The organism is Desulfovibrio sp. SGI.169, assembly GCF_050313595.1.
GTDB lineage: Bacteria > Desulfobacterota > Desulfovibrionia > Desulfovibrionales > Desulfovibrionaceae > Desulfovibrio.
The window spans coordinates 56,272-82,470 of record NZ_JBNPLS010000005.1 but is presented as its reverse complement, the minus strand read 5'-3'; the positions used below and the strand labels follow the sequence as shown (position 1 = coordinate 82,470).

At 62.0% G+C, this 26,199-nt stretch carries 24 protein-coding genes and 1 tRNA gene; 15 read left to right on the top strand and 10 right to left on the bottom strand.

What is annotated here, in order from left to right:
- The first annotated feature begins 52 nt into the window (after positions 1 to 52).
- The 10 genes from ACQRA4_RS04195 to ACQRA4_RS04150 all read left to right on the top strand — a co-directional run bounded on the left by ACQRA4_RS04195 (position 53) and on the right by ACQRA4_RS04150 (position 10,605).
- Entirely contained in the window at positions 53 to 367 is a 315-nt protein-coding gene (locus ACQRA4_RS04195; RefSeq protein ID WP_427821831.1) for a hypothetical protein, read from the top strand.
- Between the two features lie 345 nt (positions 368 to 712).
- Positions 713 to 2,017 carry a hypothetical protein gene (locus ACQRA4_RS04190; RefSeq protein ID WP_427821830.1) on the top strand — a complete coding sequence of 435 codons (1,305 nt, stop codon included), beginning with the start codon at positions 713 to 715 and terminating at the stop codon, positions 2,015 to 2,017.
- Positions 2,014 to 2,946: a hypothetical protein gene (locus ACQRA4_RS04185; RefSeq protein ID WP_427821829.1), complete on the top strand. Its 933-nt coding sequence runs from the start codon at positions 2,014 to 2,016 to the stop codon at positions 2,944 to 2,946. The genes ACQRA4_RS04190 and ACQRA4_RS04185 overlap by 4 nt, the downstream gene beginning before the upstream one ends.
- Complete coding sequence (locus tag ACQRA4_RS04180; protein ID WP_427821828.1) at positions 2,939 to 3,526, top strand: hypothetical protein; 588 nt, start codon at positions 2,939 to 2,941, stop codon at positions 3,524 to 3,526. Before ACQRA4_RS04185 ends, ACQRA4_RS04180 begins: the two co-directional genes overlap by 8 nt.
- 270 nt (positions 3,527 to 3,796) lie before the next feature.
- Complete coding sequence (locus ACQRA4_RS04175) at positions 3,797 to 5,572, top strand: ATP-dependent helicase (protein ID WP_427821827.1); 1,776 nt, start codon at positions 3,797 to 3,799, stop codon at positions 5,570 to 5,572.
- A 24-nt stretch (positions 5,573 to 5,596) separates the two neighbouring features.
- Positions 5,597 to 7,081 (top strand): hypothetical protein, encoded by a 1,485-nt coding sequence (locus ACQRA4_RS04170; RefSeq protein WP_427821826.1) that lies wholly within the window; start codon positions 5,597 to 5,599, stop codon positions 7,079 to 7,081.
- A 573-nt stretch (positions 7,082 to 7,654) separates the two neighbouring features.
- Entirely contained in the window at positions 7,655 to 7,909 is a 255-nt protein-coding gene (locus ACQRA4_RS04165) for a hypothetical protein (RefSeq protein ID WP_427821825.1), read from the top strand.
- A gap of 85 nt (positions 7,910 to 7,994) precedes the next feature.
- Complete coding sequence (locus tag ACQRA4_RS04160) at positions 7,995 to 8,819, top strand: DUF5131 family protein (protein WP_427821824.1); 825 nt, start codon at positions 7,995 to 7,997, stop codon at positions 8,817 to 8,819.
- A 136-nt stretch (positions 8,820 to 8,955) separates the two neighbouring features.
- A complete protein-coding gene (locus ACQRA4_RS04155; protein ID WP_427821823.1) occupies positions 8,956 to 9,156 on the top strand; it encodes a helix-turn-helix domain-containing protein in 201 nt (66 codons plus the stop codon).
- A gap of 276 nt (positions 9,157 to 9,432) precedes the next feature.
- Positions 9,433 to 10,605, top strand: a complete 1,173-nt coding sequence (locus tag ACQRA4_RS04150) for a tyrosine-type recombinase/integrase (RefSeq protein ID WP_427821822.1) — start codon at positions 9,433 to 9,435, stop codon at positions 10,603 to 10,605.
- A 12-nt stretch (positions 10,606 to 10,617) separates the two neighbouring features.
- Here ACQRA4_RS04150 and ACQRA4_RS04145 read toward each other — a convergent pair.
- The 5 genes from ACQRA4_RS04145 to hisD all read right to left on the bottom strand — a co-directional run bounded on the left by ACQRA4_RS04145 (position 10,618) and on the right by hisD (position 14,203).
- Positions 10,618 to 10,709 (bottom strand) — tRNA-Ser (locus tag ACQRA4_RS04145).
- A 292-nt stretch (positions 10,710 to 11,001) separates the two neighbouring features.
- Positions 11,002 to 11,142: a hypothetical protein gene (locus tag ACQRA4_RS04140; RefSeq protein WP_427821821.1), complete on the bottom strand. Its 141-nt coding sequence runs from the start codon at positions 11,140 to 11,142 to the stop codon at positions 11,002 to 11,004.
- A gap of 11 nt (positions 11,143 to 11,153) precedes the next feature.
- Complete coding sequence (locus ACQRA4_RS04135) at positions 11,154 to 11,924, bottom strand: enoyl-ACP reductase FabI (protein WP_427821820.1); 771 nt, start codon at positions 11,922 to 11,924, stop codon at positions 11,154 to 11,156.
- A gap of 68 nt (positions 11,925 to 11,992) precedes the next feature.
- Entirely contained in the window at positions 11,993 to 12,880 is an 888-nt protein-coding gene (locus ACQRA4_RS04130; RefSeq protein ID WP_427821819.1) for a phosphoribosylaminoimidazolesuccinocarboxamide synthase, read from the bottom strand.
- 18 nt (positions 12,881 to 12,898) lie between these two features.
- Positions 12,899 to 14,203, bottom strand: coding sequence for a histidinol dehydrogenase (gene hisD, locus ACQRA4_RS04125; RefSeq protein ID WP_427821818.1), 1,305 nt, complete (start codon positions 14,201 to 14,203; stop codon positions 12,899 to 12,901).
- A gap of 217 nt (positions 14,204 to 14,420) precedes the next feature.
- On the opposite strand from hisD, the gene grpE reads away from it, so the two are divergent.
- On the top strand, positions 14,421 to 14,987 hold the full coding sequence (gene grpE, locus ACQRA4_RS04120; RefSeq protein WP_427821902.1) for a nucleotide exchange factor GrpE: 567 nt from the start codon (positions 14,421 to 14,423) through the stop codon (positions 14,985 to 14,987).
- 103 nt (positions 14,988 to 15,090) lie between these two features.
- Here grpE and ACQRA4_RS04115 read toward each other — a convergent pair whose 3' ends face one another.
- The 4 genes from ACQRA4_RS04115 to ACQRA4_RS04100 are packed head-to-tail and all read right to left on the bottom strand — an operon-like array spanning position 15,091 to position 18,653.
- Positions 15,091 to 15,684 (bottom strand): PqiC family protein, encoded by a 594-nt coding sequence (locus ACQRA4_RS04115; RefSeq protein ID WP_427821817.1) that lies wholly within the window; start codon positions 15,682 to 15,684, stop codon positions 15,091 to 15,093.
- Positions 15,684 to 16,649 (bottom strand): MlaD family protein, encoded by a 966-nt coding sequence (locus tag ACQRA4_RS04110; protein ID WP_427821816.1) that lies wholly within the window; start codon positions 16,647 to 16,649, stop codon positions 15,684 to 15,686. Before ACQRA4_RS04110 ends, ACQRA4_RS04115 begins: the two co-directional genes overlap by 1 nt.
- On the bottom strand, positions 16,646 to 17,518 hold the full coding sequence (locus tag ACQRA4_RS04105) for an ABC transporter ATP-binding protein (RefSeq protein ID WP_427821901.1): 873 nt from the start codon (positions 17,516 to 17,518) through the stop codon (positions 16,646 to 16,648). The genes ACQRA4_RS04110 and ACQRA4_RS04105 overlap by 4 nt, the downstream gene beginning before the upstream one ends.
- 7 nt (positions 17,519 to 17,525) lie before the next feature.
- Positions 17,526 to 18,653, bottom strand: coding sequence for an MlaE family ABC transporter permease (locus tag ACQRA4_RS04100; RefSeq protein ID WP_427821815.1), 1,128 nt, complete (start codon positions 18,651 to 18,653; stop codon positions 17,526 to 17,528).
- 82 nt (positions 18,654 to 18,735) lie between these two features.
- Here ACQRA4_RS04100 and polA point away from each other — a divergent pair, with 82 nt between their 5' ends.
- Genes polA through ACQRA4_RS04080 form a run of 4 tightly spaced genes read left to right on the top strand, consistent with a single transcriptional unit; the run spans position 18,736 to position 25,266 of the window.
- The gene (gene polA, locus ACQRA4_RS04095) at positions 18,736 to 21,504 is read left to right on the top strand and encodes a DNA polymerase I (RefSeq protein ID WP_427821814.1); all 2,769 of its coding nucleotides are present in this window, start codon (positions 18,736 to 18,738) and stop codon (positions 21,502 to 21,504) included.
- 24 nt (positions 21,505 to 21,528) lie between these two features.
- On the top strand, positions 21,529 to 23,292 hold the full coding sequence (locus ACQRA4_RS04090; protein WP_427821813.1) for a GNAT family N-acetyltransferase: 1,764 nt from the start codon (positions 21,529 to 21,531) through the stop codon (positions 23,290 to 23,292).
- Positions 23,292 to 24,179: a translation initiation factor IF-2 gene (locus tag ACQRA4_RS04085; RefSeq protein WP_427821812.1), complete on the top strand. Its 888-nt coding sequence runs from the start codon at positions 23,292 to 23,294 to the stop codon at positions 24,177 to 24,179. Before ACQRA4_RS04090 ends, ACQRA4_RS04085 begins: the two co-directional genes overlap by 1 nt.
- 28 nt (positions 24,180 to 24,207) lie before the next feature.
- Positions 24,208 to 25,266 (top strand): radical SAM/SPASM domain-containing protein, encoded by a 1,059-nt coding sequence (locus tag ACQRA4_RS04080; RefSeq protein ID WP_427821811.1) that lies wholly within the window; start codon positions 24,208 to 24,210, stop codon positions 25,264 to 25,266.
- A 15-nt stretch (positions 25,267 to 25,281) separates the two neighbouring features.
- Here ACQRA4_RS04080 and ACQRA4_RS04075 read toward each other — a convergent pair whose 3' ends face one another.
- Positions 25,282 to 26,034 (bottom strand): translation initiation factor 2, encoded by a 753-nt coding sequence (locus tag ACQRA4_RS04075; RefSeq protein ID WP_427821810.1) that lies wholly within the window; start codon positions 26,032 to 26,034, stop codon positions 25,282 to 25,284.
- Between the last annotated feature and the right edge of the window lie 165 nt (positions 26,035 to 26,199).

The window sequence follows — 26,199 nt, the reverse complement described above, 5'->3', positions numbered from 1 at the left end:
TGGGTCGTGGAGGTATGGGCCGTGGGAATCGGCTCGCTGATAAGGGGAAAACATGAAACTCATGATTCGCCATAAAGGCACGGTCTATTACGACCGTGGCTCGTTCGACGAAGTGATGAACCGGCTCCGCGTCGCCTGCCCGAATGGACGGATCATGGAAGCTGTTCAACCGGCGGAGGAGAAGGCCATGAATCAGGTTGTCGGCGAATTGAAGCACGTTGTGCGCGACGCCACCAGGCATGGGCAGTTTCAACTGGCAGAAACGGCGCAAGCTCTCCTTCGCCATATCCAGGAGAATGGTTGCGTTTCCATGCAGGATGCGGACGCAGCGTCGTTTCTCGCGGAAGCTTTGGATTTGGTGGCCTGACATGGACACCATAATTGGAATACTCCGCCGAGAGATGACCATCCATCTCCGCGACGGAGTACGGAACGGCATTAGCGAGGCGCTGCGCATGGTGGCTACCATCATCGTTGTAGGCGCTACTATTCTGATTTGCGCCTGCATCAGCGTCCTGTTGAGGTAGCTTATGTGTTACAACGCCTGCCCCCATTTTGAACGATTCGCCGAGTTATGCCGTCTCCCGAAGGGAATGCCTTGTCCGCAGGCCTACGAATCAGAAAACGACTATCAAGAAGCCCTTGCGGAAGCGGAAGCTCTCCGTGAGGAAAGCGCGGCTTTTACCCACGATGCAAACCAATGGAGTTTGAGATGAGCGCACATCAGACCATGCCGGCCCCTCTCGCTGATCGGGCCAGGGATGCCTTTTCTCGTATGGCCGCGGCCTGCCCGGAAGACGGGAAGGTTCTGGGGCAGTATATGGCCGCCCTGCACAAGAAAAACGTCATCGCGCTGGGGGAAGGCGAAGCCTTTGCTCTCACCGACGCGGAAGGCCGGAGCATCAAAGCCACCAAGCGCATGGTGCGCCTGAGCGCGGAAAACGGCGGTCTGACGCAGCCGGTCTATAACGGTCCGTATGTCATATCCGCCCCCGGCTATGCCATGCTGGCCCATGCCGCTGGGGCCGTTGTGATGAACGCGCCTACTGTCACAGTGGACGGGATACAGCAACAGAACCCCTATGTCCGGCGCGGGCCTGACGGAAGCATCATTGAAGTTCACTGCCGGGCCATGGCCTTCCGCTACAACGAGCACGGCCAGCCTATGGTGAGCGACCGAACCACCATTTTCGACACAGCCACCTACACGCTGGCTGATATGGTGGGCAAGGCGAAAAGACAAAAAGACGCCTTCAAACTGCTTCCAGCCGGAATGCCTGCCCCGAAGCCCGCGGAAGAATGGGCCTGTTACCGTGTGGATGAGGCCGTCAACCTGTGGATGAAAATCACCCACGAGGAAGTCATCAACTTTCTGGGCCAGGTGCTCAACCGCAAGAAAAAGGCGCTGGAGTTCGCCCAAACTTTTGCCCAGAGAAACGCCTTGAAGCATCTTTTTGGTCTGGCCGTGGTGCCGGGGCAGGAAAAGAACCATTCTATCAGCGTGTGGGATGTGCCGGTCGTGTGCTGGGCGCCGAGTGACGGCGGATTCATCCGCTTCGACACCTCGCGCTATGCGGCCTCCACGCAGATTATCGAAGCGCTGACCGAAGGCAAACCGGTCGCCCTGCCGGAAGCGCAGCAGCCCATTGTCATCTCTCGTGGCACCGAGGAGATACAGGGTAGCGATATGGACGGCGAAGCCGACCCGCTCGAAAACCCCGACCGCTATGAAACGCCGCAGACAGCCGCCGCCATGCCCATGCCTGAAGATCAGCCCGCTCCCGCGCCGGAAACGCAGCCTCATCCTGTTCCGGCGGTTGACGAAACGCCCCCGGAACCCTGGACGGATCGGGAACTGAAGGCGTGGAACAACCTGCAAGTAGCCCGTGAAGATCTCCCCTCCGAATATGCTGACGCCTTGACGGAGTGCGGGTTGATTGAATCGGAAGTGAATCCCGGCAACGCGGGCGAAGTGCTGCACGCGCTCAACCGGATTCTTGACGGGGGAGAAGCATGATCACCCGCATCTACGCACGCGGCTTCAAAGGCATGGATTTTGACCAGTCCCTCGCGCTGCGCACCGTGATCACAGGGCGTATCGGAAGCGGCAAAAGTTCCCGCGCCCTCGCCCTGGCTCTGCTGGTAACGGGAAGCCTGCCGGGAACCGGTATCGCCAAATCCAACAGCGACATTCTCAACGCCGTGGGCAACGGCGACAGCCTGACTGTCGGGCTGGAGTTTGATGACGGTGTGACGCTGGAACGCTCGTACAAGCGCAAAAAAAACGGCGCGGTGGGTTGCGAATACCGCAACGCCGGAGAATCCGTCCCCAAAAACCTGTTTGAACTGGAACTGGATCGCCGGGGGGCGAGCATTGCCGATGTGTCCGCCTTTCTCGCTCTCTCCGACGCGAAAAAGGTGGACGAATTGTTCCGCCTGTTCCCTCCGGCAGGGGATGTGCGGGGACTTGGCGCGGCCATTACCCGCGCCAAAGAACGGATTTCAGAACTCGAAAGCGCGATCAAGGGCAAGGAGCAATCCTGCCGGAGCATCACCGAATCCCTTGCAAGTTTGAACCTGCCTTCCGGTTCCCTGCCGGAAGTGCAGGCGGCCATTGTGCGGACTGAACGCGAGTACCAGACGGCCCGCGACGAACTGACGCGGGAACGCGCACGACTGGAGCAGGCACAGGTGCGGTCGGAGAGGGAAAAGCCGGATACGGCACAGCAAAGCACGCTGTTTTCACAACCGCAAGGCGCAATTCAGGCCCCAATCCAGAGCGAACAGGCCAATCAGCCCGCTTTCCTCCACGGTTCGGGCGTTGCCGTTGCCGCTCTGGAACGGGTGCTGTCAGCGCTTCGCCGGGCAGGCTGCGAGGGCTGCGCGGCGCAAATGGTGCTGCGACGCGAACTGAAACAACTTCGGACGGAGGCGACCAATGGATAACGTGGGTATCCTGGAGCAACGGGTTTCCGGCCTTCGGGTGCAACTGGACACGCTACGCGCCGACGAACGCCTTTTTCAGCGCGCGGCAGGGCTTGAGACCCAGAGAGAAAAAGATCACGCCACAAAGCTGGACCTGGAGGCGGAACTTGAAGCCGCCAAAAAAGCCCTGAACGACCTGCGAGACAAAAAGTCCGCAGCCATGCAGGGCACGGCAACGGCCATTGCCGAAAAAATGGGGCGAGTGCTCCCGTATGGGGAAGCTCGGTTCAGCGTGGATGATGATGGCACTGTTTTTCTTGGTTGGGACATCCCGCAGCACGGCGTCGTGTCCTACGGCGGCTTGTCCGGTGGACAGCGTGTGCTTTTTGAATCCGCATTGGCCTACGCGCTGACACAACAGGATCGCCAAAATGCGGTCATTCTGATTGAGGGCGCGGAGCTTGGGCCGGAAATCGGCCTGCTCCTGGAAAGCGTCGCCAGGGCGAACGTGGACACGCAAATCATCGCCTGCACCTGCCATGAAGTGGCCGCCGTCAGCGATGGATGGACGGCTGTGCATGTTCTGGAGGTTGCACAATGACATACTGCGAAACATTGCCCGCTTTGCCCGGCGGGGTTGGGCCGCTCTCGGACAGGCTTGCGGCATTGTCCGGGTGCATCGCTGAAACGGGCGATCTGATCGCGGACTACCGCTTCACGCTGGCCCGTGCCCGGAAACTCGGTATCCCGCTGCCCCGACAGGCCCGGAGAGAAGCTCGGCGAGCCATGCGCCCCATTGAACGGCAACACACGTTGGCCCGCCTGCGGCTTTGCATCATCCTGATGGAACAAGGATACGGAAAGGAAACGTATGATCGATACATTGAATCCTGAACAGCAGGCCGCCGTGCTGGCGGACGAAAAGCGCGTGCTGGTGCTCGCCGGAGCCGGAAGCGGTAAAACCCGCACTTTGGTGGAACGAGTGGCGCACCTCGTGAAAAACGGTGTCAGTGGTTATGAAATCGTCTGCACCACCTTCACCCGCGCCGCTGCCGGTGAAATGCGGGCACGGCTTGAGGCCCGCATCGGCAGGGAGGCCCGCAAGGTCACGGTGTCCACGTTCCACGGCCTTGGGCTTGGTCTGTTGAAACGCTACGGCCAGCACATCGGCCTGCGCTACGGCAACCTGACGGTGTACACGCCGCTGGAAACGGACATCATGCTCCGCCACTGCGGGGAAATGCTGGGCATGTGCAAGAATGGCAAGTGGGCAAAACCGGGCAAGCGCGAACTGGACGCTTTTATGGCTGCGATTGAGCGCGGGGAAAGCGAAGAAACGCTCAAGGATTCACCATTCGCGCCTCTGCGCGCGACCTTTGAAGCCGCCTGCCGCCAGAACAACGCCCTGCCGTATTACGGACTGATCCACGGGCTTGCGCAACTGGCGGAAGCCGGGAAGGTGCGCGAGTTTACCAGTTGGAAATACCTGTTGGTCGATGAGGTGCAGGACCTTGACCGGATGCAGTGGCGTGCCCTGGACGCCATGCTTGAACACACAGAGGATTCCGAACTGTACGCCGTGGGCGACATCTCCCAATCCATCTATGGGTTTCGCGGCGCTGTGCCGGAGCATCTGCAATCCCTCATCAATGCGGGCACATTGACCGTGTATGAACTGCGCTCCAACTATCGCAGTTCCCCGGCCATTGTGGAGGCCGCAAACGGCCTGATCCGTCACAACACCAGCCACCGTGTACTGGAAATGCAGGCCATGCGAGAAACAGAAGACATACTGCATTGCCTTGCAAAACTGGGTGAGGCGAACAGTGCCGTGCTGGCGAACATGATTGCGGGATGGCGCGGGCCAACGCCGCCCGTTGTGCTCTGCCGCAACAACAGGATGCTGGACAAGCTCAGTGAAGAACTGACGGCCCGCGACGTACCGCACAAGCGCATCGGCAAACGCACGACGGATCTGCACAGCCCACTGTTTGTCAAGGCTCACGCGGCACTGAAGTGCTTGGTCAATCCCCATGACGAAACCGCGTTTTTGCTGGCCCATGAGGGTCTGGGCGTGGATGCGGCGGAATATGCACAAATCCGTGTGGACGCAGCGGAACAGGGCAAGTCCGGCTTTGAGGTTTTCCGCGAAAATCTGCCCGTGGAAACGCTGGGCTACATGCCAAGTGAAAGTGACTATGCGGGAAAAGCGTTCATCTGGTTCGCAACCGACCGTTACCGCTTTGACCCGGCGGACGGGGAAAGCCAGTCCTTTCTTGATTGGCTGGATGTCTACGTTTCGGAACATCCTTTGGACACAATCGCAGACTATCTCGATTGGCTGGCTCTGGTCGACGTGCAGGACGAAATGCCTGCCGGGGAAGAAGAGCCGGGCATTCTGCTCATGACCTGCCATGCTTCCAAGGGTCTGGAGTTCCCGTGTGTCATCATTGCGGGCTGTAATGAAGGCGTTCTGCCGGGCAGGCAGGCCCTCACCGCCGAAAAGAAAGGCGACGCAGCGGCCATCGAAGACGAACGCCGCCTCATGTATGTGGCCGTCACCCGCGCCAGAGATACCCTGATTCTGGCTGTCAGACCGGAAGACGATGAGCGTCCGTCCCGATTCCTTGCCGAACTTGGCATGTAACCAGCTATCCCAAGGAGTTTTGCCATGCCTCACGACGATATGATCACCATCCATGCCGACATCCTGCAAGTCACTGATGCCGCTGTGCTGATTGCCTGCGAAGGAGAGGAAGTCTGGCTGCCACTCTCGCAAATCGACTTCGACGGAGAGCGCGGCGATATGAATGTATCTATTTCACTCCCCAAATGGCTGGCCGATGAAAAGGGCTTGTCTGATGGCGGCGGCATGACAAGGGCGACAGTGACCGACCTCCGCACCGGCCTGCCCAAGCGCAAAGATGACGGAAAAACCTGCCGAAACTGCGTATTCTCCGTCTTGGCCGACGACGAAAACGAGCCTTTGCCGTTTGAATGTGCGGAATGCACCCGTTCCGGCCTTGCCACCGGCACAAAAGACAACTGGACGGACAATGGAGAGGAGCCGGACATTCCCGGCGACCCGCCCGACACCACGCGCGTCACATTGACCATCATCTCCTTTTCCGAAGACGGCGAAACAGCCCAGGTGAAGGACCGCCACGGCAACCAGTGGGAGCTTTCCACACTCGACTTCACACACGACGCCGACGATCTCAATGTTGGCGATACGCTCTTGTGCTACGTCCTGAAGTCCGCTTTGGCCGCCGAGGGCTGTACCCTGCGACCTGATGAACCGGAAGCGCAGAACTCCGTCGATGAAGACGACGAAGACGCTGTGAACACGACGCCCCGATCTGCGAAGCCAGCCTTCCTGAAAACGGAGTTCATCACTGTTTCCGTCCCGCTCGATCCTGCCGAGCGTGAGTCTGTTGGGGATCGTATGGCGTCAGCCTTGGAGCAGATAGCTGAACTGGAAGACGACCTCGACAGCTACCGCAAAAGCATCAATGCCCAGATCAAATCTCTGCAAAAGGACGCCGAAGCCGCCCGCAAGGAATGGCAGGAAGGCAAGACGGAGCAGGAGGTTTACTGCGATGTCATGGCCGACTACGGCCAGGAAGCGATTATCTGGCTCGACCATGACAACGGCACCGAGATGAAGCGCCGTCCCATGACGGCGGAAGAGCGCCAGTACCGCCTGCCCATTCCCCGCCCCGGAGATGGCGCCTCCACGCCGCCTTCCGACCCTGCCGGCGAACAAACCGCGCCGGCCCCGGTGGGTGAAACCATCAGCACGGCTCACGCCACCAACCGTCATACCTGCCTTGATTGTGGCCACATGCTTGACAGCGAAGATGGCAGACAGGCCGAAGAGTGCGCGTCATGCAGTCAGTCCGGCAGCGGCGAGGCGGACAACTGGACGCCCCGGCAGGAATGCCGCACCTGCTCCCATAGCCACACCACCATAGACTTGCCGCCGTGCAAGGGGTGCGCGCTCAACGTCATGCCGGAACATCGCGGCGACGAAGAGCGTTGGGAATGGGCGGATGCCACCAACGAAAACGCGGATGTTTCCGGCACCGCTTCCGACGCCGGAAGCACCGACAACGCGCCGGGCGCAACGGAGCAGGAAGCCCATGCCTCCGTATGACGACCCGAACCGCCCGGAGTTTGCTGGCAAACGTAAACTCAAAAACTTCGCGCGCATCTATGCCTCGTGCAAGGGCGAGCGCCTCTCTGACGGCAAACCCAACCGCGAATGCGCCAAATGCGGCATGGTGAGCAAGAAGAAAAAATGTCCCGGTTGCGGATGCACTGTGTTCAACAAAGTGTAGGTGAATCCAATGAGTAATCCTGTTGTGAGCAGCTCTATTCTTGACGCGAATGAAGCTCCGCCTGGGTACATCGCGGTACTGAAAACAGATGCCTGCCCCAAGGGAAGCAACGAAAACGCCTGCCATTTCTGCGATTGGCGACCTGAATGCCAGAAAGGGAGCCATGCGGCGCGCTGTATGCCATATCCCGCAGTGCTCCAGGACGGGAGCCTGTGGGAGCGGAAGGACGGTTGTAGCGTTGTTTTCAAAAAAATGGAGGCCCCGGCGAGACCCTAGCCGGGGCAGAGTGCAACGGGGCACGGCTCTGCTATGGCTAACGTAGTCCTTACTCTGGGGATGCCCCTCCGGGCGGCTTGGTAGTCCGGCAATCCAAACCAAAGGAGTAACAAATGCAAAATCTTGGCAAACGCGCAAAAGACAAAGTGACAGGCTTTGAAGGCATCATCGTGGCGAAAGTAGCCTACCTCTTCGGTTGCGAACAGTACGGCGTGGCTCCGGCCGCCGCTGACGGCAAGGTAAACGATACCTGCTACTTCGACGCTGGCCGCGTTGAGATTGTCGGCGACGGGCTGTCTTTTGATGACGTGCAAACAGAGACGCCCGGCGGTGTCAATCGGGATATGCCGAACAAGATTGTCCGCTGATTCCTCCTCTCTGACTCCCTACGTCCCAGAGCGTAGGGAGGATTGAGCGGGGGAACAATGACGCAAAAATTGAGGAGACGCTGACATGAGTAATCCTATCGGCTGGTGCGACATCACCATCAATCCGTTTGTAGGCTGCTCCAAGTGCTCGCCCGGCTGCGAAAACTGCTATGCCGAGCGGTTCGCGGCGCGGTTGGCGAAGAATCGGAAGACGACGGAGAAATACGCGGGCGTGGTGGACGAAAACGGTAAGTGGACGGGTGCTGTACGCTACTTCTTCTTCTGGCATGAAAAACTGCCAAAAACACCGAAGCGTATTTTTTTGAACTCCATGTCGGATTTCTTTCATCCAGCCGTGAAAGAAGATGACATACATGAAATTTTGGATCGTATTTCTGATGATACCAAGCAGCATACGTTTTTGCTGCTTACCAAGCGACCAGAGAGGATGACGGCGGTGCTTTCATATCGCGCCTTACCGCCGAACCTCTGGCTTGGCGTCACGGTCTGCAACCAGGAAGAGGCGGACGCCAAGATTCCCGTGTTGCTCCAGATACCGGCCGCCAAGCTGTTCGTGTCCATCGAGCCGATGCTGGGGCCGGTGGACGTGAGCAAGTGGGTATTTGATAGGGACAATGAGATAAGTCATTTGGTAAACGGGCCAGCCTGTCTCAATTTTGACCAAGCTGACTCCATAGTGGCGCAATCACTCCATTGGGTCATCTGCGGCGGTGAAACCGGACCCGGTGCGCGCCCTATACACCTCAATTGGGTGCGCGGCCTGCGCGACCAGTGTGTGGATGCGGGCGTTCCGTTCTACTTCAAGGGGTGGGGTGGGAGCGGCAAAAAATCTGCATCCTTGCTGGACAGCAGAGAATGGCATCAGTTCCCGGAGGTATCCAATGCCTGATGAATCTTACGCCTTTCTGGATCGTAAATGCCCACGCTGTAACGGCGAGGGTACGTTGAGGTCCGCCCTACCTGTCACGCTGTGCCCCCTCTGTAGGGGTACGGGGATAGTGGGCAGCTATGAGCCGGTTCCTGACATGCCCAAGCTCAATCCTACGCCATTCTCCAAGATTCTTCGCTCCACAAGGGAAAACCGCAAAATTTCCTTGCGCAATCTGGCGTTGCTTCTCGGCTTCACTCCTTCTCGCTTGAGCGGCATCGAGGTAGGCCTTTATGCACCTACACCTGATGAAGAAAAAAAAATCCGTGAGTACCTGGAGGGGGAATACCATGCGTGACTTTGAATATTCAGTAGCGGCAAGGCCATCTAGGCAGGCGCTTTGAAGAGATTCGTGGTGTTAATGCTGCAAATAATCACCAATAATTGATCCGGGAAGTTATGATGGACACCGAACTCCTGACGGCTGATGAAATGTGCGAGAGGCTAAAAACCAACTTTGACACGTTTCGCAGGACTTGGAAGCGCTGGAAGCACGAACGCGTGGGCGTTGGCAATACGCTCCGCTCCATGCGCTTCTACTGGCAGTCCGGGCCGGTCAGGGCGGAGGCGAACGATGGCGGTATCGAAGTATCAGACAAAGAACGGACCGCGCTGGATTGCCGACGTGTATCAGGACGGAATACGCATCGGAAGGAAGGCGGGGTTTCGGACAAGGCGCGACGCACTGGCGTGGGAAGAGGAGCAGAAAACTTGTCGGACGCAGCCCGAAGATTTGGGCTTGCGTGATGTATGTACAGCACATCTGCTCTACTGTGAAAGCAGGCTGAAGCCAAACACAATTTCTTACAAAAAAACTGCATACCGACGATTCATTGAATATACAGGCGCGATGACTCTGTTCAGAGAAATAGACAAAGCCGCAATAGACAGCTTTGTGGAAGCGGTGGCGAAGATGATAAGCAAGAAGACAGCAAACAAATACAAGACAGAACTTTCCTCGCTCTGGGCTTGGGCAGGGAAAGAAGGGTATACCATTGGCAACCCCCCACGGCAGATTGATGCCTATGCTGTCAAAAAGGCCGTGAAATACATCCCGCCAGCCGCGGATATAAAAAGTCTGCTCTCCGTTGCGAAGCCAGGCTTTGAGCATGACTTCCTGACCTGCCTGCTGCATACCGCAGCCCGTATTTCTGAAATACGGGTTCTGACATGGGAAGACGTTGACCTCGACCGGCGCATCATCACGCTTTGGACCTCAAAGAGGCGCGGCGGCAACATGGAGGCAAGAAAAATCGCCATGTCCGAGACGCTTTATGAAATCTTGAGCCGCCTGCGATTGGCCCGGTTCGGGGATGAGCGTTATGTTTTCAATGACCCGAATACAAGAACAGCCTATACGCGCACCAGTAACCGCATCAAATATTTCATGCGCGATTTGTGTCTGCGAGCCGGGGTGCCTCATTTCGGGGCGCACAGCCTGCGACACTTCATCGCTACCGGCTTTCACGATCCATACCGGGCGCAGAAGGTGCTCGGACACCAAAATCTGAAAACCACGGAAATCTACCTCCACGACCTTGGCGTGGACAGAGAGGCGGCCACCATTTTTGAAGACATCACCAATCGCATCACCAATGAAAAAAAATCGTCACCGGAAGTCGTCATCCGCAAGGGGAAAAATGCCCCTGAAAACGACCCTGTTATAAATTCCACCAATGGAATCACCAATGAAATCACCAATGGCGCAAATTCCACCAATGAAAAAAGGGGCTACTGTTTCCAGTAACCCCTTGAAATCTGGCGGAGAGGGGGAGATTCGAACTCCCGGTGCGCTGTTAACGCACACACGATTTCCAATCGTGCTCCTTAGACCAGCTCGGACACCTCTCCATAACTGAACCAAGTTTGACGCTCGTTCATAAAGCCGAATTTATATATGCTAAAACCGTGTCAGCCGCAAGCAAAAAGTGCGGCTCGCATTACCATAAATTGTCCGGCGGTTTGCCGCCGGGGGGCGTGTCGCTTTTTTCCCTCCACCGGAGGTGTTCAATGGGCGGCGCTCACGGGCTGTGATTGGCGAAGGGGGAACCTTCGCAGCCTTTTTTGAAACACCAGGCCAGGGCCAGTACAATCACGATTGCCAGAATGCTCCAGAACATGTCTTTCCGTGCCGTCTGTCGGTTCAGGGTTTGTCGTTGGTCTGCTTGTTCTCACCGGAGCGCGGCGGGCGTTTTTTGCCGCCCCGCGCTCCGCGCTGAAAGGCCCAGAGGCCGAAGGCGGCCAGCAGGGTAATGCCCAGAGCGTTGAGGGTCATATAGTCCATGCCGGTTCGCGTCAGGCTGAAATGCCGATCTGGTTGAAGCCGCTGTCCACATAAATCACTTCGCCGGTGATCGCGTGGGAAAGCTCCGAAGCCAGGAACACGGCCGCGCCGCCCACATCGGTGGTGCTGACGTTGCGGCGCAACGGGGCATGGGCCTCCACATGATTGAAAATATCCTTGAGGCTGGACACAGCCGAGGCGGCCAGGGTTTTGATGGGCCCCGCGCTGAGGGCGTTGACGCGCACGCCCTTGGGGCCCAGGTCATAAGCCAGGTAGCGCACCGAGGCTTCCAGCGCGGCCTTGGCCACGCCCATGACGTTGTAGCCGGGAATGATCTTGGTGGAGCCGTGGTAGGTCATGGTGATCACCGAGCTGCCGTCGTGCAGCAGGGGTTCAAAGGCCCGGCAGAGCCCGGTGAGCGAGTACGCGGAGACCTCAAGGGCCAGCTTGAAGCCGTCGCGCGAGGTATCCACAAAGCGGCCCACCAGATCTTCACGGTTGGCGAAGGCCACGGAATGCACAAGAATGTCCAGCTCTCCCCATTTTTCCTTGACCAGATCGGCGGCGGCCTGAATCTGAGCGTCGTCACAGACGTCGCACTGGAAGGTGAACTCGCCGCCGAGTTCCTCACTCAGGGGCACCACCCGCTTCTTGATGGCTTCGCCCACATAATTGAAGGCCAGCCGGGCCCCCTGGGCTTTGAGACATGAGGCTATGCCGTAGGCGATGCTTCTATTGTTTGCAAGCCCCATGATCAGGGCTTTTTTACCTTGCAGCAGCATGGCTTCTCCTTGAAAACAGGCCGGCGCGCCGGCCGTTGGTTGGTGTTTGTGCCAAGGGCGCTTGCCCGTTATTTTTCTCTGGTCAGAATTTCGTAGGCTTCCCTGTAGCGGTCAGCCGTGGCCCGGATGATTTCTTCGGGCAGATGCGGCGGGGGCGGCTGCATGTTCCAGGGCTGCTTCTTGAGCCAGTCACGCAGATATTGCTTGTCGAAGCTGGGCTGGCCCTGACCGGCCCTGTACTGGTCAGCGGGCCAGAAGCGCGATGAGTCGGGCGTGAGCACCTCGTCGATGAGGTGCAGGCGGCCGTCAATGAAGCCGAATTCAAATTTGGTGTCCGCCACAATAATGCCGCGTTCAGCGGCAAAGGCGCGCCCGGCCTCGTAAATGGCAAGCGAGGTTTTTTCCGCCAGGCGGGCCGTGTCTTCGCCCAGCAGGCGGGCGGCCTCGGCCACGCTGATGTTTTCGTCGTGCTGGCCCAGCTCCGCCTTGGTGGAGGGCGTGAACAGGGCGGGCTCCAGCTTGTCCGATTCGCGCAGGCCCCCGGGCAGGGTGTAGCCGCAGACCTGGCCGGTGGTCTGATAGTCTTTCCAGCCGGAACCCGTGATATAGCCGCGCACAATGCATTCCACCGGCAGGGGCCTGGCCTTGCGCACCAGCACGGCGCGGCCTTCCAGTTCGTCCTTCCAGGGGTCCAGGGCGGCGGGGAAGCGGTTCACGTCGCTTTCCAGCAGGTGATTGGGAATGATGTTCTTGAATTTTTCCATCCAGAACAGGGTAATCCTGTTCAGGATGACGCCCTTGTAGGGGATGGGCTCGCCCATGATCACATCAAAGGCCGACATGCGATCCGTGGTGACGATGAGCAGTGTTTTTTCGTCCACATCGTAGATGTCGCGCACCTTGCCGCGCGAGAGCAGGGGATAGGCGGTAATGTCCGTTTTGACGACGACTTGCATGCTGGCTCCTGTTGTGCGCTATTTGTGCCGCCGAATTTCCACCGAGCGGGCGTGGGCTTCCAGCCCTTCCAGGCGGGCCAGCGCGGCGATGGCCGGGGCGTTTTGCAGCAAAAAGGCCGGAGACGCGGCCACGATGCTGGTTTTCTTGCAGAAGGTCTGCACTGAAAGGGCCGAAGAAAAGCGCGCCGTGCCGAGGGTGGGCAGCACATGGTTGGGGCCGGCGTAATAATCGCCCGCCGCTTCGGGGCTGTGCTGGCCCATGAAGACCGCGCCGGCGTGGCGTATGTGCGGCAGCACGGCCCAGGGATCGCGGGTGCAGATTTCAAGGTGTTCCGGGGCCACGCGATTGGCCACGGCCACGGCCACGCTGAGGTTGGGCACAACCACGATGGCCCCCCAGTCCATCAGCGAGCGCCCGGCGGTCTGCGCCCTGGGCAGGCTTGCGCACTGGCTGTCCAGCTCTTGCTGAATGCTTTCGGCCAGGTGCGGGTCGTCTGTGATGCAGATGGCGGAGGCCAGGGGGTCGTGCTCGGCCTGCGAGAGCATATCCGCCGCGATCCAGGCGGGATTGGCCGACGAGTCGGCCAGCACCAGCACCTCGCTGGGGCCGGCGATCATGTCGATGCCCACTGTGCCGTGAACCAGGCGTTTGGCCGTGGTCACATAAATATTGCCCGGCCCGGCTATGACGTCCACGGGCGGCAGGCTCGGCGTGCCGTAGGCCAGGGCCGCGATGCTCCAGGCCCCGCCCACGCGGTAGACCTCGTCGATGTCCAGCAGGTGGGCGGCGGCCAGAATGTGCGGATTGACGCTGCCGTCCTTGCGGGGCGGGGTGCAGACCGCCAGACGCGGCACGCCCGCCGTCTGGGCGGGGATGGCGTTCATCAGAAGGCTGGAAACCAGTGGCGTGTTGCCGCCCTGGCCGCCGGGCACATACAGGCCCACGGCGTCCACAGGCAGAACCCGCTGTCCCAGAATGCTGCCGTCCGGGCGGGTCAGAAACCAGGATTTTTCCAGCTGGGCTTCGTGAAAGGCGCGGATATTGGCCGCGGCTCCGCTGATCTGCTCCCGGCTTTCCACAGAAACCGAGGCGGCGGCGCGGGCGATTTCCTGCTCGCTCACGCGCAGGGGCGGCGTGAAATCCGGGCAGTCAAAACGGCGGGTAAAATCAACAAGAGCCGCATCGCCCTGTTCCCGCACGGCATTGATCATGTCCCGCGCCGCGCTTTCAACCCCGTCGCCGGGGGTGCTGCGGCCCTTCAGCCACTGCGCGGCTTTGGGCCATTCCTGATCATTTTGCAGGCTCAAAATACGGCATGTCATAGGCAAGTCCTCTTCGCAATCAAACCAGCATACAGGAGGGACGCGCAAATGTCGAGGCGCGCGACGGCGATGATCCTCATCGGCGCGGTCGCATCTTGACAGGGGCGCGCGGCGACCTTACTCAATAAAGATATGCCGGCCCTGTGCGCAACCTCTGGATGACGTTGCCGGGGCCGTTTCAGGAGGAAGCATGCGGCGTCAAACGATGCATTCATATATGCGGGCGGCTCGGGCTGACGAAGAGTTGCGGGATGAAGGCGAAGCCTGTGCGGATCAGGATGGCCTGAACCCTGAAGGCGAGGAAGCGCTGGCGGCGGAAGACGCGGAGGCTGCGGCGGAGCAGGCGCAGGTTGAGGCGCGCCTCAAGGCCGAGCTGGAAGATATGCGCCTGCGCTCGGCCGCGGAGATGGAAAATTTCAAAAAGCGCCTCACCCGCGAGCATCAGGAGCAGATGCGCTACGCCGCCGAAAAGGTGCTCAGCGATCTGCTGCCCACGCTGGACAATCTGGACCTGGCCCTGCAATACGGCAGCAAGCACGATGCCTGCAAGGATATGCTCCAGGGCGTGGCCATGACCCGCAAGCTGCTGCTGGAAGCCGTGACCAGGCACGGTTTGACGCCGCTGGGAGAGGAAGGCGAGGAATTCAGCCCGGAAGCGCATGAGGCCGTGGGCTTTGAAGCCCGGCCGGATATCGCTCCCGGCGTGGTGGCCCGCGTGCTTCAGCGGGGCTACAAGCTGGGCGACCGCCTGTTGCGCCCGGCCAAGGTGATGGTCAACCAGTAGGCGGCGCAAAGGGGCGAAGCCGCCTTTGCGCCGCGCCCGCTTCCCGCCGGGTCGGCCCGGCGGAGTTTTGCCGGCGGGCGGGGCGTCTGCCGGCAGGATTGGCTTACGGTTTTTGGGCCATCAGCGGCGGCAGCTTTTCGGCCAGGTGCTCCGCCATGCGGCGTATAAGGCTGCTTTCAGCGGCCACCAGCGCGTCATAGTTTTTGCCCTGCACCGCTTCTTCGGCGGCATAGATGCCCCGGCCGAGAATGGCGTTGTCTCTGTTTCGCAACGACCAGCGCGCCTCCAGCACCGCCTTGTCGTCAAAATTGCCGTCCAGGCGCTGCACATCCAGCAACAGGGCGAAGTCGCCGCCGCCCTCGTCGCCGGAGGGCAGCACATTGACGCCCCCGGCCAGCAGCGGCGGGGTCAGCGTCTGCTGAACGACGCGGCGCACGCCGTGGCTCAGCGGTTCGGCCCAGGCGTGAAATCCGGCGATGACCAGCCGGTTTCTGCCGTCCACGCGGCTGACAATGCCGTTGCGATCCAGATATTCCGACACGTTGACCTGGGCCACGCGCAGGCTTTTGTCGGGCAGGCCGTCGGCCTGCACCAGCCCCAAGGAGCTTTCCAGCAGATAATAGCTTGTGGGCGCGCTGCGGCCGCAGGCGGTCAGCAGGGTCAGCAGCGCGGCCAGCAATAGAAGACGGCGTGACATCAGCGTGTTCCTTTTTTGCCCTTGAGCAGGGCTTCCGGGTTACGTTCGAGCATTTCCGTGAGATCGCGCAGCGAACGGGCCGCGGCGATGGCCTCCTTGAGCAGGCGGCGCAGGTCGTTCATGGCCGGCGAATCGCGCCCCAGCACGCTCTCGGCCGCGCCTGTGGCCCTGCGCAACTGTTCGGCGGCCTGGGCCATGTTGGCCATGGCGTCGCGAAAGGCCGCCAGCGCGCCGGGCAGTTCCTGGCGCACTGCCCTGGCGGCGTCGTCTATCTGTCGCAAGGCGCTGCCCGCCGCATTGCGCAGGGGGCTGTCCCTGAGTATTCGCTGCGCTTCGTCAAAGGCGCCGGCAAAAGCGGCTATGCCCTCCTTGAGCTTGCCGTCGGCCAGAGCTTGGGACAGATTTTCCAGAATGGAATCCAGCGAATGAACCATATGTTCCAGAGGCAGTTTGGCCAGTGTGCGCTGAAACGTGTCTATGGGCGACGGAACGGTGGGAATTTCCAGGTCAGGCGTGGATGAGCGGAAATTGGCCGGCGCGCCCGGATAAAAATCCAGTTCCACGCGGTACTGGCCGGTGATCAGGCTTTGCAACTGCAAACGGGCGCGCAGGCCGCGCTGAACCATGCGGCGGATGATTTCCTGCTGAAACGATTCGGAAATGCCCGTGCCGCTGGAGCGCACGAAGCTTTTTTCGTCAATGCGGATGAGCACCGGAATGGTCACGTTGGAGTCGCGCGGGTTGGCCACCAGGCTGATTTGTGTGACGCTGCCCATGGGAACGCCGCGAAACACCACGGGAGCGCCTATGGAAAGGCCGCTCACAGAACCGTCGAAGTAAAGCACATATTCGACATCGTTGCTGAACAGGCGTCCTCCGCCCAGCATGAGCACGCCCAGGGCGAAGAGGGTGATGCCGCCCAGCACAAAAGCGCCCACCGTTGTTCTGTAGGTTTGTGAAGTCATGCAATATCCTTGTGCGGCGGGTTTGCCCCGGCGTCGCTGGCGGCTCGGCCGGGTTCTTCCCCGTCGTGTCCGCCGCCCCTGGTCAGGAAAAGCCGCGCGCGTTTTTCGGTATGGGGATCGCGAACCAGGTCGCCGGGATTGCCCCTGGCCGTGACCGAGCGGGTTTGCGCGTCCAGAAAGATGCTGTCGCTGGCGATGGAGAAAATGCTGGCCAGTTCATGGGAAACAATGACAAACGTGGCGCCCAGCGTGTCCCGCAGTTCCAGAATCAGATCATCCAGCAGGCGCGAACTCACCGGGTCCAGCCCGGCGGAGGGCTCGTCCAGAAAGAGTATCTTGGGGTCCAGAGCCAGGGCGCGGGCCAGGCCGGCGCGCTTGCGCATGCCGCCGCTGATTTCCGAGGGGTAATAGTCTTCAAAGCCGGCCAGACCGGCCAGAGCCAGCTTGAGCGATGCCTGCTCGCGGATTTCCTCGTCGTCCAGATCAGTATACTGCTGGAGGGGCAGGCCCACGTTTTCGGCCAGGGTCATGGAGCTCCACAGGGCGCCGCCCTGAAAAAGCACGCCCGCGTGGCGCATGACCCGCCGCCGCGTCTCCTCGCCGCCGTCCCAGAAGTCCGTGTCGCCATAGAGCACCCGCCCGGCCTGGGGAGCTTTGAGGCCCATGAGCACCCGCAGCAGGGTGCTTTTGCCGCAGCCCGACCCTCCCATGATAAAAAAAACATCGCCGGCGCGCACGTCGAAACTGACATCGCGCATGAGCACAAAGGAACCGTAGCCCACCTGAAGGCCGCGCACGCTGATCCGCAGCTCGCGCTCGTCCGTGCCGGCGGGGGTCGCCGTCAGCGCCTTGCCCGTGTCCGTATTCATGCTCATGTCAGACGCCCAGCACATTGCAGATGACGGTGATGACGGCCGTGGCCGCAATGATGCCCACAATGGAATGAACCACGGCCGTGGTGGTGGCCCGCCCCACGGCCTGGGCGCTGCGGCCGCAGCGTATGCCCTGATAGCAACCCGTCACGGCGATGATGACGCCGAACACCGTGCCGTAGACCAGGCCGATGATCACATGCCTGAAAGGCACCATCTGGGTGGTGGCGTTGAAGTATTCCATGGGGTTGAGGCCCAGCATCATGACGCCCACCAGGTAGCCGCCCAGCACGCCCATGAGGTCGGCGTAGAGGGTCAGCAGCGGGACCATGAACGTGAGCGCCAGCACGCGCGGCAGCACCAGAAAGTCCACAGGCGGAATGCCCAGGGTGGAGAGGGCGTCCACCTCTTCATTGACCTGCATGGCGCCGATAAGCGCCGCATAGGCCGCGCCCACCCGGCCCGACATGACCACGCCCACCATGACGGCACCCATGACCCGCAGCATGCCGATGCCCACCAGGCCCGCCACATATATCTGCGCGCCGAACTGGGTCAGCTGCACCGCGCCCACAAAAGCCAGTATGAGGCCGAAGAGCAGGCTGGTGAGGGAAATAATGGGCAGCGCCTGTACGCCGCATTCATGCATGGCGGCCACGAAATCCTGCGGGCGCATTTTGGCGCGGCCCAGAAAAAGCCGCCAGAGCGCAAGCGTGACGTCGCCGCAAAAATTGAGAAAATCCGCCACCCTGGGCGGCAGGGTGATGGCGCTGTCGCCCAGCCGGTATAAAAAGGATACGTCGGTTTTCTTGCGGGCGGCGCCTTCCTGGGCGGGAACGGCAAAAGCCAGGCGCACCAGGCGTTTCAAACCTTCCGGCAAATCCAGCTCCACGGGGATTTCGCGGGCGCGCGCGGTCTTGACCAGTTGAACCAGAAAGACCAGCAGGCTGGTGTCCCACTGGCCCAGCGCCGCGGCCTCCAGGCGCAGCTCGCGCACGCGCTGGTCCGCGAGGCCGGCCAGAGCCGCGTCGGCCCCCCGGGGCCAGGGCTCTTCCATGCGCCATTGGCCCCCAACTCTTACGAGCCAGAGCGGCCCCCTGGCCGAAGCTGTCACTTGCGGACTTGTTTCCATCTCTATACTATACCCGCAGCACCTCTTCTCCGCAAGCGGCGGCGTCAGCCGGGCCGCGCGTCAACCTCAACCCCCTGCCGCCATGTCGCTGAAAGAACGTCTGGGCCTTGCCGCTGAACCCATTTTCCTGATGGATGGCTCCGCCTTTATCTACCGGGGATTTTTCGCCAATAAAAACATGCAGCGTTCCGACGGTTTTCCCACCAACGCCCTGGTGGTGGTGACCCGTGTGCTCTTGCGCATTCTGCGCGAGGAGCGGCCCAGGTATTTCGCCTTTGTCAAGGACGGCAAGGGCAGGAACTTCCGGCATGAGATTTTTCCGCTCTACAAGGCCAACCGCGACGCCATGCCGGAAGACCTGGTTCGCCAGATCGACCCCATTTTGCGCATGGTGCGGGCGCTGGGCATCAGGCTGGAGGTTTCTGAAGGCTGCGAGGCCGATGATTGCATAGCCTCCCTGGCAGCCCGTTTTTCCGGGCGACATCCGGTGATCATCGTCAGCGGCGACAAGGATCTGAAACAATGTCTGGGCCCCAACGTCTATATGTGGGACCCGGCGGCGCGCGAGGAAAAACTGCTCAGCGAGGCTGAATTTCGGGCCGAAAGCGGGGTAAGCCCGGCGCAGTGGCCCGACGTGCAGGCTCTGGTGGGCGATGCCAGCGACAATATCCCCGGCGTGCCGGGCATCGGCCCCAAGACCGCGCGCCAGATTTTTGAAATCTGTCCCAGCTTGGAGGACATTCGGGATCATTTCGCCCTGCTGCCTCCCAAAATTCAGGACAAGATGCGCGACCATCTGGAGGACATGTTCACCTGGCGCAGGCTGACCACGCTCTCGCTCCAGGTCTGCGCGGGGCTGAAGCTGGACGACCTGGCGGTGCGTCCGCTGGATGTGCCCGAATGCCGCGCCCTTTCCGATGAATTTGAACTTTTCGCCCTGCGCCGTGAAATGGCCGCCCTGCTGCGCCGCCTGAGCGGGGATGACTCGGTCGTGCCGCCGGTGGCGCGGGCCGGCTCCGGGGCGTCTGCCGCCGGGGCGGACGCTCCCAAAAACGGGGGGCAAACGGTTTCAGCCGTTCCCGCCGCTTCAGCCGCATCTGTGCAGTCTGGCGACGCGGCGCAATCCCGGATACGCGCGGGCGCTCAGATGAGCCTGCTGGAAACGGCGGATGAACCCCTGGCCCCGGAACTGGCCGACGCGACCGCCCTGCCGGACTGCGCGGGGCGTCCGGTGGCCCTGATCTGGCCGCGTGGCTCCAGGCAGCCGCCTCATCTGGCCGTGGGCGACGCCCTGTCCGGGGTGGAGGAGTACTGCTGGACCGGTCGCATGGATGCGCTCTGCGTCTGGCTGCAAGCGGCCCGCCGGCTGGTGGCGGCGGATCTCAAAGCGCTGCTTGTCGCCGCGCCCTGCTGGCGCGAGCTGCTTCTGGGCGAAACGTCGCCGCGCTGTTTTGATCTTGGCCTGGCCGCCTATCTGCTCAATCCTGAAGAAGGCGACTACGGCTGGCCGCGGTTGGCCGCGCGCTGGGGAGCCGCCCTGAAAACCGGGGGCCGCGGCCCTGCCCGGCTGGCGCTGCTCATGGCCGAAACGCTGGAAGAGCGTCTGGCCCGCGACGGCCTGTGCGGCCTGTACAACGCTCTTGAGCTGCCCCTCACGCCGGTGCTGGCCGAGATGGAAGGACGCGGCGTGGCCATTGACGCCGCCGCGTTCCAGGCTTTTCTGTCCGACGTGCAGCACGAATTGGACCGCCTCACCGCCGAGGTGCATGCGGCGGCGGGCACGACTTTCAACATCCGTTCGGCCCAGCAGTTGGGCGATGTGCTGTTCAATACGCTGAAGCTGCCCTCGCCGCGCAAAACCAGGGGCGGGCAGGCATCCACCAGTCAGCAGACCCTGGAAAAGCTGGCCGGCCGTCACAGTGTGGTGGACAGCATATTGCAATTCCGCAAGCTGGAAAAAATGCGCTCCACCTATCTGGACCCCTTGCCGCGCCTGGTGGACGGGCAGGGCCGCATCCACACCACCTTCAACCAGAAGGCCACGGCCACCGGGCGGCTTTCCTCCAGCAATCCCAATCTGCAGAATATTCCGGTGCGCGGCCCGCTGGGCAAGCGCATGCGAGCCTGCTTCATCGCCGGGCCGGGGCGCACGCTGGTCTCCGCCGATTATTCGCAGGTGGAACTGCGCGTGCTGGCTCACATGTCACAGGATGCGGCCCTGCTGGACGCCTTCCGCCAGGGGGAGGACATCCACGCCCGCACCGCGGCCCTGGTGTACGATCTGCCCCCCGACGCCGTCAGCCCGGATCAGCGGCGCAACGCCAAAACCATCAATTTCGGCCTGATTTACGGCATGGGCGCGCAGAAACTGGGGCAGGAACTCAAGATTGGCAGCGCCGAGGCCAGAGAGTTCATTGCCCGCTATTTCGAGCGGCTGACGGGCCTTAAGCATTTTTACGAAGATGTGGAGGCCACGGCCAAGCGTCAGGGCTATGTGACCACGCTGGGCGGTCGCCGCCGGCTGCTGCCCGACATTTTCTCGGCCAATGGCCAGGCATTTGCCCTGGCCCGGAGGCAAGCCATCAACACGGTCATTCAGGGCTCGGCGGCGGACATCATCAAGCTGGCCATGCTGGCCGTGGCCCGTGACGAGGAGCTGCGGCGCATGGACGCCCGCCTGCTGCTGCAAGTGCATGACGAACTTTTGCTGGAAGCGCCGCAAGACGCCGCCTCCGAAGCCGGCGCGCGGGTGGCCGCCCTGATGGGCGCGGTGGCCCCCGGCGGCGAGGCGCTTTCCGTGCCGCTGGTGGTGGACTGGGGGACAGGGCATGACTGGGGCGCCGCGCATTAACGAACCTGTGAGCCTTAATATTGTATGAAAACTGACTTTCTCGCACAAATCAATGCGCTGGCCCGCGTGCCGGAACATTCCCTGCCGCTGATGCGGGCCATGTCTCAGGGCAAGCCCTTCTGCGCGGGGCCGTATTTCTTCATGAGCGCCGGGAACTGGCTCATGGCCGTGGCCTATCCCCTGCGCGGCAGATACAGCCACGCGGCCTTTGAGGCGGCGCTCGGCGAAGCGCTGGAAAAAAGCGGAGCCACAAGCTGCTGGGCTGTGGGGCCGGATCTGCCGCCGCGTCTGCATGCTCATATGGTGGACAGCGACCGCTTTTATGTGCTTCCGGCCGGGGTCGAGCCGCCGGCCCGCTTGCGCGGGCCCCTGCGCCGCGCGGCTGCGGCGTTGCGGGTGGAGGAAAGCGGCGAATTTACGCCGGACCACCGGCGACTCTGGGCGGAGTTCATGGGCCGCGCGGATCGCGGGGAGGGCAGCCCCCTGGCCCCGCATGTGCGGGAGCTGTATGCCCGCACGCCCGAAGCCCTGGCCGGAGCGGGCGGGCATCTGCGCCTGCTCAACGCCTGGGACGGGGAAGGCCGCCTGGCCGCCTGCCTGCTGCTGGATTACGCGCCGAAGAAGTTTACCTCCTATGTGCTTGGCGCGCATTCACGCGCGCACTACGCGCCGCACGCGGCGGATCTGCTTTTTGCGGCCATGCTGGAAAATGCCCGCAAGGCGGGAAAACGCTATGTCCACCTGGGCCTGGGCGTCAATGAGGGCATTTTGCGCTTCAAGCGCAAATGGGGCGGTCGCCCCTATCTGCCCTATGTCATGGCCGCCTGGGAGGAGGCGCCGCAAGACGCGCGCGAGGGCACGGCCCGCGCCCTGACCCTGGCCCTGCTGCGGGCCGCCGCCGCGCCGTCGCCTCCTCTGGAGGAGCGGCCCCCGCAGCGCCCCTTCGCCATGCTCTGGGAGGTGGAGAAAAACGACAGACGATCCTGGATCGGCGGTACGGCCCATTTTTTTTGTTATTCCTTTGAAACGTCCTTCAGCCGCCTGTTTCGCAAGGTGGATACTGTTCTGTTTGAGGGGCCGCTGGACGAGGATTTTCTGGCCGCCGTGGATCGGCACGGCAAAACGTTGCCGCCGGGTCACAGGCCCCTGCTGGAAATGCTTGATGAAAAGGAAATCCGCCGTCTGGAACGGGTGGTGCGCGGGCCGGAGGGGACGCTGGTTCGCTGGCTGGGCATGGAGGCCGCGCGCAAGGCCGATGTGCGCCGGGTTTTGGGCCACGCGCGGCCCTGGTGCGCCTTTTTTTCTCTCTGGACGGCCTTTCTGGAACGTCAGGGCTGGCGCGGCTCTGTGGATATGGAGGCCTGGCGCGTGGCGCACGACATGGGCAAGCATGTGATCGGCATGGAAAATCTTGAAGAGCAACTGGCTTCTCTGGATTCTGTGCCCGTGGAGCGGGTGTTGCAGTACCTGCGCGCCTGTCATGCCTGGAAAGCGATGGCCCGCCGGAACATGCGGGCTTACCTGGCCGGGGATCTCGAACGGATGATGGGTTCCAGCGCTGAATTTCCCACCCGTACGGGCTATGTGGTCAATGTCCGCGACCAACGCTTCCGGGAGCGCATGCGCCCGTATCTGGAGGAAGGCCGCTGCGCGGTTTTCGTGGGCGCGGCCCATATGGTCAATCTGCGCCATATGCTGGTCGAGGACGGTTTCAGCGTGCGGCGCTGCCTGCCCGGCCTTTCGCACAAACTGCGCGCCCTCTGGCGCCATGACCAGGAGGCGCGCTGATGACGCCGAACGCAACTTCGGGAAGAAGAGCGGGGCTGGTGACAGGCGCTCCCGCCGGCCTGTCCCGGGTAACCGCCCAGGCCGTGACGCCGGAGCAGCTTTTGCCCTATGCGGGGGCCGTGTCCGGCCTGCGCCCCCGTCTGTTCGGGGAATGTGTGGGCCATCTGGGCGAGGGGCAGGTGGTGCTCATCGGTTATCCGTTGCGCGATCCGCGCGACGCGCGGGCTGTGGACGCGGCCGTGGACGAGGCCCTGGCCCTGCCCGGTCTGGTTCGTATTACGGTGCTGGCCGCGGCCCGGCCCCATGCGGCGCCGCCCGAAGCCTCAAGCAGCGAGGACGCCTTCTGGTCCCTGCCCCTGCCCTTGCCGCCCGCCGGGCAGAAATTGCGCAACATGCTGCGCCGGGCCGCGCGCGATATGGTGACGGAGCAGGGCGGCGCGGACTCCTGGACGGCGGAGCACACGGCTTTGGTGGAGGATTTCTGCCGCGCTCGCGCCAGCACGCTGGAACCGGGCAGCATCCATATTTTCCGGCATCTGACCGCTTATCTGTCCGCCGCGCCCCAGGCCCGCCTGTTTTCCGCCCGTCGGGCCGACGGCGTTCTGGTGGGGTGCGCCGTCGGCGACTACAGTTCCTTTTCCACGGCTTTTTATATGTTCGCCTTTCGTCGTCCCGACGCGCCGCCGGGCACGGCGGACGCGCTGCTGGCCGCTCTGGCCGCCGAAGGTGTGGCGCGCGGCCACAGCCTGCTCAATCTGGGGCTGGGCATCAATTCGGGCGTGGCCTTCTTCAAGAAAAAATGGGGCGCAAGCGTCTTTCTGCCCTGCGTGGAAACTTCCTGGACCCTGCAAAATAAGGGCTGGCTGGCGCGCCTGCTGGGCCGTTGAGCCGCGCCGTCCGCTTGTGGAGATACGCATGCCCGAAAATGATTTGCTGCAAAACCCCGCCTTTCGCGGGCCCGGCCTGGGGGAACGCCTGCGTGAGCTGTTTCTGGGCGAGAAGCGCCCTCTGGACTGTGTGCAGGTGGAAGTGACCTCGCACTGTGCCGGCCGCTGCCTGTACTGCCCGCACACCACCCAGGCCAAAAGCTGGCGCTCGCGCCATATGTCTGATGAGGTTTTTGCGGCGCTTTGGCCCTTGCTGCGCCGTTCGAGCCGGGCGCACCTTCAGGGCTGGGGGGAACCCCTGCTGCATCCCCGTTTTTTTGATTTTGTGGCTCTGGCCCGCAAGGCGGGCTGCGAGGTATCCAGCACGTCCTGTGGCCTGCGCATGGACGCTGACCTGGCCGCGCGCCTTGTGCAGAGCGGCATGGACACGCTGGCTTTTTCCCTTGTGGGCACGGACGCGGCCTCCAACGCGGCGCGGGCCGGCGTGCCCTTTGAGCGGGTTTGCGAGGCCATCCGCCTGATCCGGTCTGTCCAGCGCAAGCGCGGCGCATCCGGGGAAAACACTCCAGAGGTTCATCTGGCCTATCTGATGCTGGCCGACAGAATTGAGGCCGCCGCCGCCCTGCCCCGGCTTATGGAGGAACTGGATGTGCGCATGGCCGTGGTCAGTACGCTGGATTACATTGCCGCGCCGGAACAGGCCGCTCTGGCCTTCGCGCCGGAAGAAACGGACAGGATCGCCCGCGCCCGCGCGGTGCTGGAGCGGGCCGCCGCCGAGGCGGCGGCGGGCGGGCGCGAGATTTATTACGCGCTGCCCGGCCCGCGGGCGGTGGCGGACGCGGGCGGCTGCCGTGAAAACGTGACCCGCGGTCTGTATGTGGACGCCGACGGAGCGCTTTCGCCCTGTGTCTACCTCAATGTGCCCGCCGGGGAAGGCGGGCCGCGTCGCCGGATTTTCGGCAACGCGCTTGACGGCGACGCCTGGGAACTGTGGAACGGCGAGCCGTTCGGGGCATTTCGCGCCGCGCTGGCGGACAACGCGCCGGAGGCCTGCTGCCTGGACTGTCCCAAGCGTTTTGAAGTGTAGCCGCCGCGCCTGCGCTCAGGAGGGCCGCTTTTGACGCAGAATGACCCGCAAGGTGTCGGCTTCCGGGCCGGAACATGCCTTCAGCGCCTGTTCGATGCGGGCCTGCACCACGCTGTGGCGCGGGGCCAGCTCGTAAAGCGATGCGGCCGCCGACGCGCAAACCGGAAACGCCTCCTCCCGCTGGCGGCCTCGCGCGTTGAGGCGGGCGTAACGCAGAGCCGCATTGATGATGCTGTCCAGATAGGCCGTGTCGCCTGAGGCAAAAAACGCCGCCCAGTACATCTGCAGGACAGACTTTTCCGCATAAATGTCCCAGCGGGCCAGCTCTGTGGGGCTGTTCCGTATCTGATCCGGCAGGGGGGCGTCTTCCGGGGCGAGCAAGCCGGCCAGCAGCGTTTTTTCATCGGCCAGTCCCGCCAGGTGGATCATCCAGGCCAGGGTGAACCTGCCGTTGCGGCTCAGCGTGTCTGGCGGCGGCAAAAGCCGGTCGCGCGCGGACGGGTCACGCCGCAACGCCTCGGCCAGAAAGGCGGCCGCCATCAGCCGTTTCTCCCCCTGGGCAAGCGCGCCATGGGCGTCAAATGCGCACAGAATGCCGGGCAGCACTTCCGGGTGCGTGTGCTGGTAATAAAATTCCATGTCATGGGCATAGAGGGGCAGGCTTTTGGAAATCTTCAGGGCGGCGGCCGGGCGCGGGCACAGCAGGCAGAGCGCGATCAGCAAAAGGGCCGCCAGGGGCGGAAACGTGGTGGCGATGCTTCTGTTCATGGATGGAAAACCTTACGCTCTTTGCAAGTTCGCACGGGTTTTGTGACGCGCAGCCGGGCTCATGGGTGAAAGAGCCTGGAGTGTCTTGCTTTTGAAAGTCACAGTTTCAAACGCGCCGCCGCTGTCACTTTTATCTGAAAAAAACGCGATGTTCAGGCCCGGCGG

Bases quoted from the DNA above. Each gene is read 5' to 3' on its own strand.
- ACQRA4_RS04115 (WP_427821817.1), bottom strand. From the start codon at position 15,684: ATGTCACGCCGTCTTCTATTGCTGGCCGCGCTGCTGACCCTGCTGACC.
- ACQRA4_RS04170 (WP_427821826.1), top strand. From the start codon at position 5,597: ATGCCTCACGACGATATGATCACCATCCATGCCGACATCCTGCAAGTC.
- ACQRA4_RS04075 (WP_427821810.1), bottom strand. From the start codon at position 26,034: ATGAACAGAAGCATCGCCACCACGTTTCCGCCCCTGGCGGCCCTTTTG.
- ACQRA4_RS04085 (WP_427821812.1), top strand. From the start codon at position 23,292: ATGACGCCGAACGCAACTTCGGGAAGAAGAGCGGGGCTGGTGACAGGC.
- ACQRA4_RS04105 (WP_427821901.1), bottom strand. From the start codon at position 17,518: ATGAATACGGACACGGGCAAGGCGCTGACGGCGACCCCCGCCGGCACG.
- ACQRA4_RS04185 (WP_427821829.1), top strand. From the start codon at position 2,014: ATGATCACCCGCATCTACGCACGCGGCTTCAAAGGCATGGATTTTGAC.
- ACQRA4_RS04175 (WP_427821827.1), top strand. From the start codon at position 3,797: ATGATCGATACATTGAATCCTGAACAGCAGGCCGCCGTGCTGGCGGAC.
- hisD (WP_427821818.1), bottom strand. From the start codon at position 14,203: ATGACATGCCGTATTTTGAGCCTGCAAAATGATCAGGAATGGCCCAAA.
- polA (WP_427821814.1), top strand. From the start codon at position 18,736: ATGTCGCTGAAAGAACGTCTGGGCCTTGCCGCTGAACCCATTTTCCTG.
- ACQRA4_RS04140 (WP_427821821.1), bottom strand. From the start codon at position 11,142: ATGGACTATATGACCCTCAACGCTCTGGGCATTACCCTGCTGGCCGCC.
- ACQRA4_RS04180 (WP_427821828.1), top strand. From the start codon at position 2,939: ATGGATAACGTGGGTATCCTGGAGCAACGGGTTTCCGGCCTTCGGGTG.
- ACQRA4_RS04160 (WP_427821824.1), top strand. From the start codon at position 7,995: ATGAGTAATCCTATCGGCTGGTGCGACATCACCATCAATCCGTTTGTA.
- ACQRA4_RS04155 (WP_427821823.1), top strand. From the start codon at position 8,956: ATGCCCAAGCTCAATCCTACGCCATTCTCCAAGATTCTTCGCTCCACA.
- ACQRA4_RS04165 (WP_427821825.1), top strand. From the start codon at position 7,655: ATGCAAAATCTTGGCAAACGCGCAAAAGACAAAGTGACAGGCTTTGAA.
- ACQRA4_RS04080 (WP_427821811.1), top strand. From the start codon at position 24,208: ATGCCCGAAAATGATTTGCTGCAAAACCCCGCCTTTCGCGGGCCCGGC.
- ACQRA4_RS04100 (WP_427821815.1), bottom strand. From the start codon at position 18,653: ATGGAAACAAGTCCGCAAGTGACAGCTTCGGCCAGGGGGCCGCTCTGG.
- ACQRA4_RS04190 (WP_427821830.1), top strand. From the start codon at position 713: ATGAGCGCACATCAGACCATGCCGGCCCCTCTCGCTGATCGGGCCAGG.
- ACQRA4_RS04135 (WP_427821820.1), bottom strand. From the start codon at position 11,924: ATGCTGCTGCAAGGTAAAAAAGCCCTGATCATGGGGCTTGCAAACAAT.
- ACQRA4_RS04150 (WP_427821822.1), top strand. From the start codon at position 9,433: ATGGCGGTATCGAAGTATCAGACAAAGAACGGACCGCGCTGGATTGCC.
- grpE (WP_427821902.1), top strand. From the start codon at position 14,421: ATGCGGGCGGCTCGGGCTGACGAAGAGTTGCGGGATGAAGGCGAAGCC.
- ACQRA4_RS04195 (WP_427821831.1), top strand. From the start codon at position 53: ATGAAACTCATGATTCGCCATAAAGGCACGGTCTATTACGACCGTGGC.
- ACQRA4_RS04130 (WP_427821819.1), bottom strand. From the start codon at position 12,880: ATGCAAGTCGTCGTCAAAACGGACATTACCGCCTATCCCCTGCTCTCG.
- ACQRA4_RS04090 (WP_427821813.1), top strand. From the start codon at position 21,529: ATGAAAACTGACTTTCTCGCACAAATCAATGCGCTGGCCCGCGTGCCG.
- ACQRA4_RS04110 (WP_427821816.1), bottom strand. From the start codon at position 16,649: ATGACTTCACAAACCTACAGAACAACGGTGGGCGCTTTTGTGCTGGGC.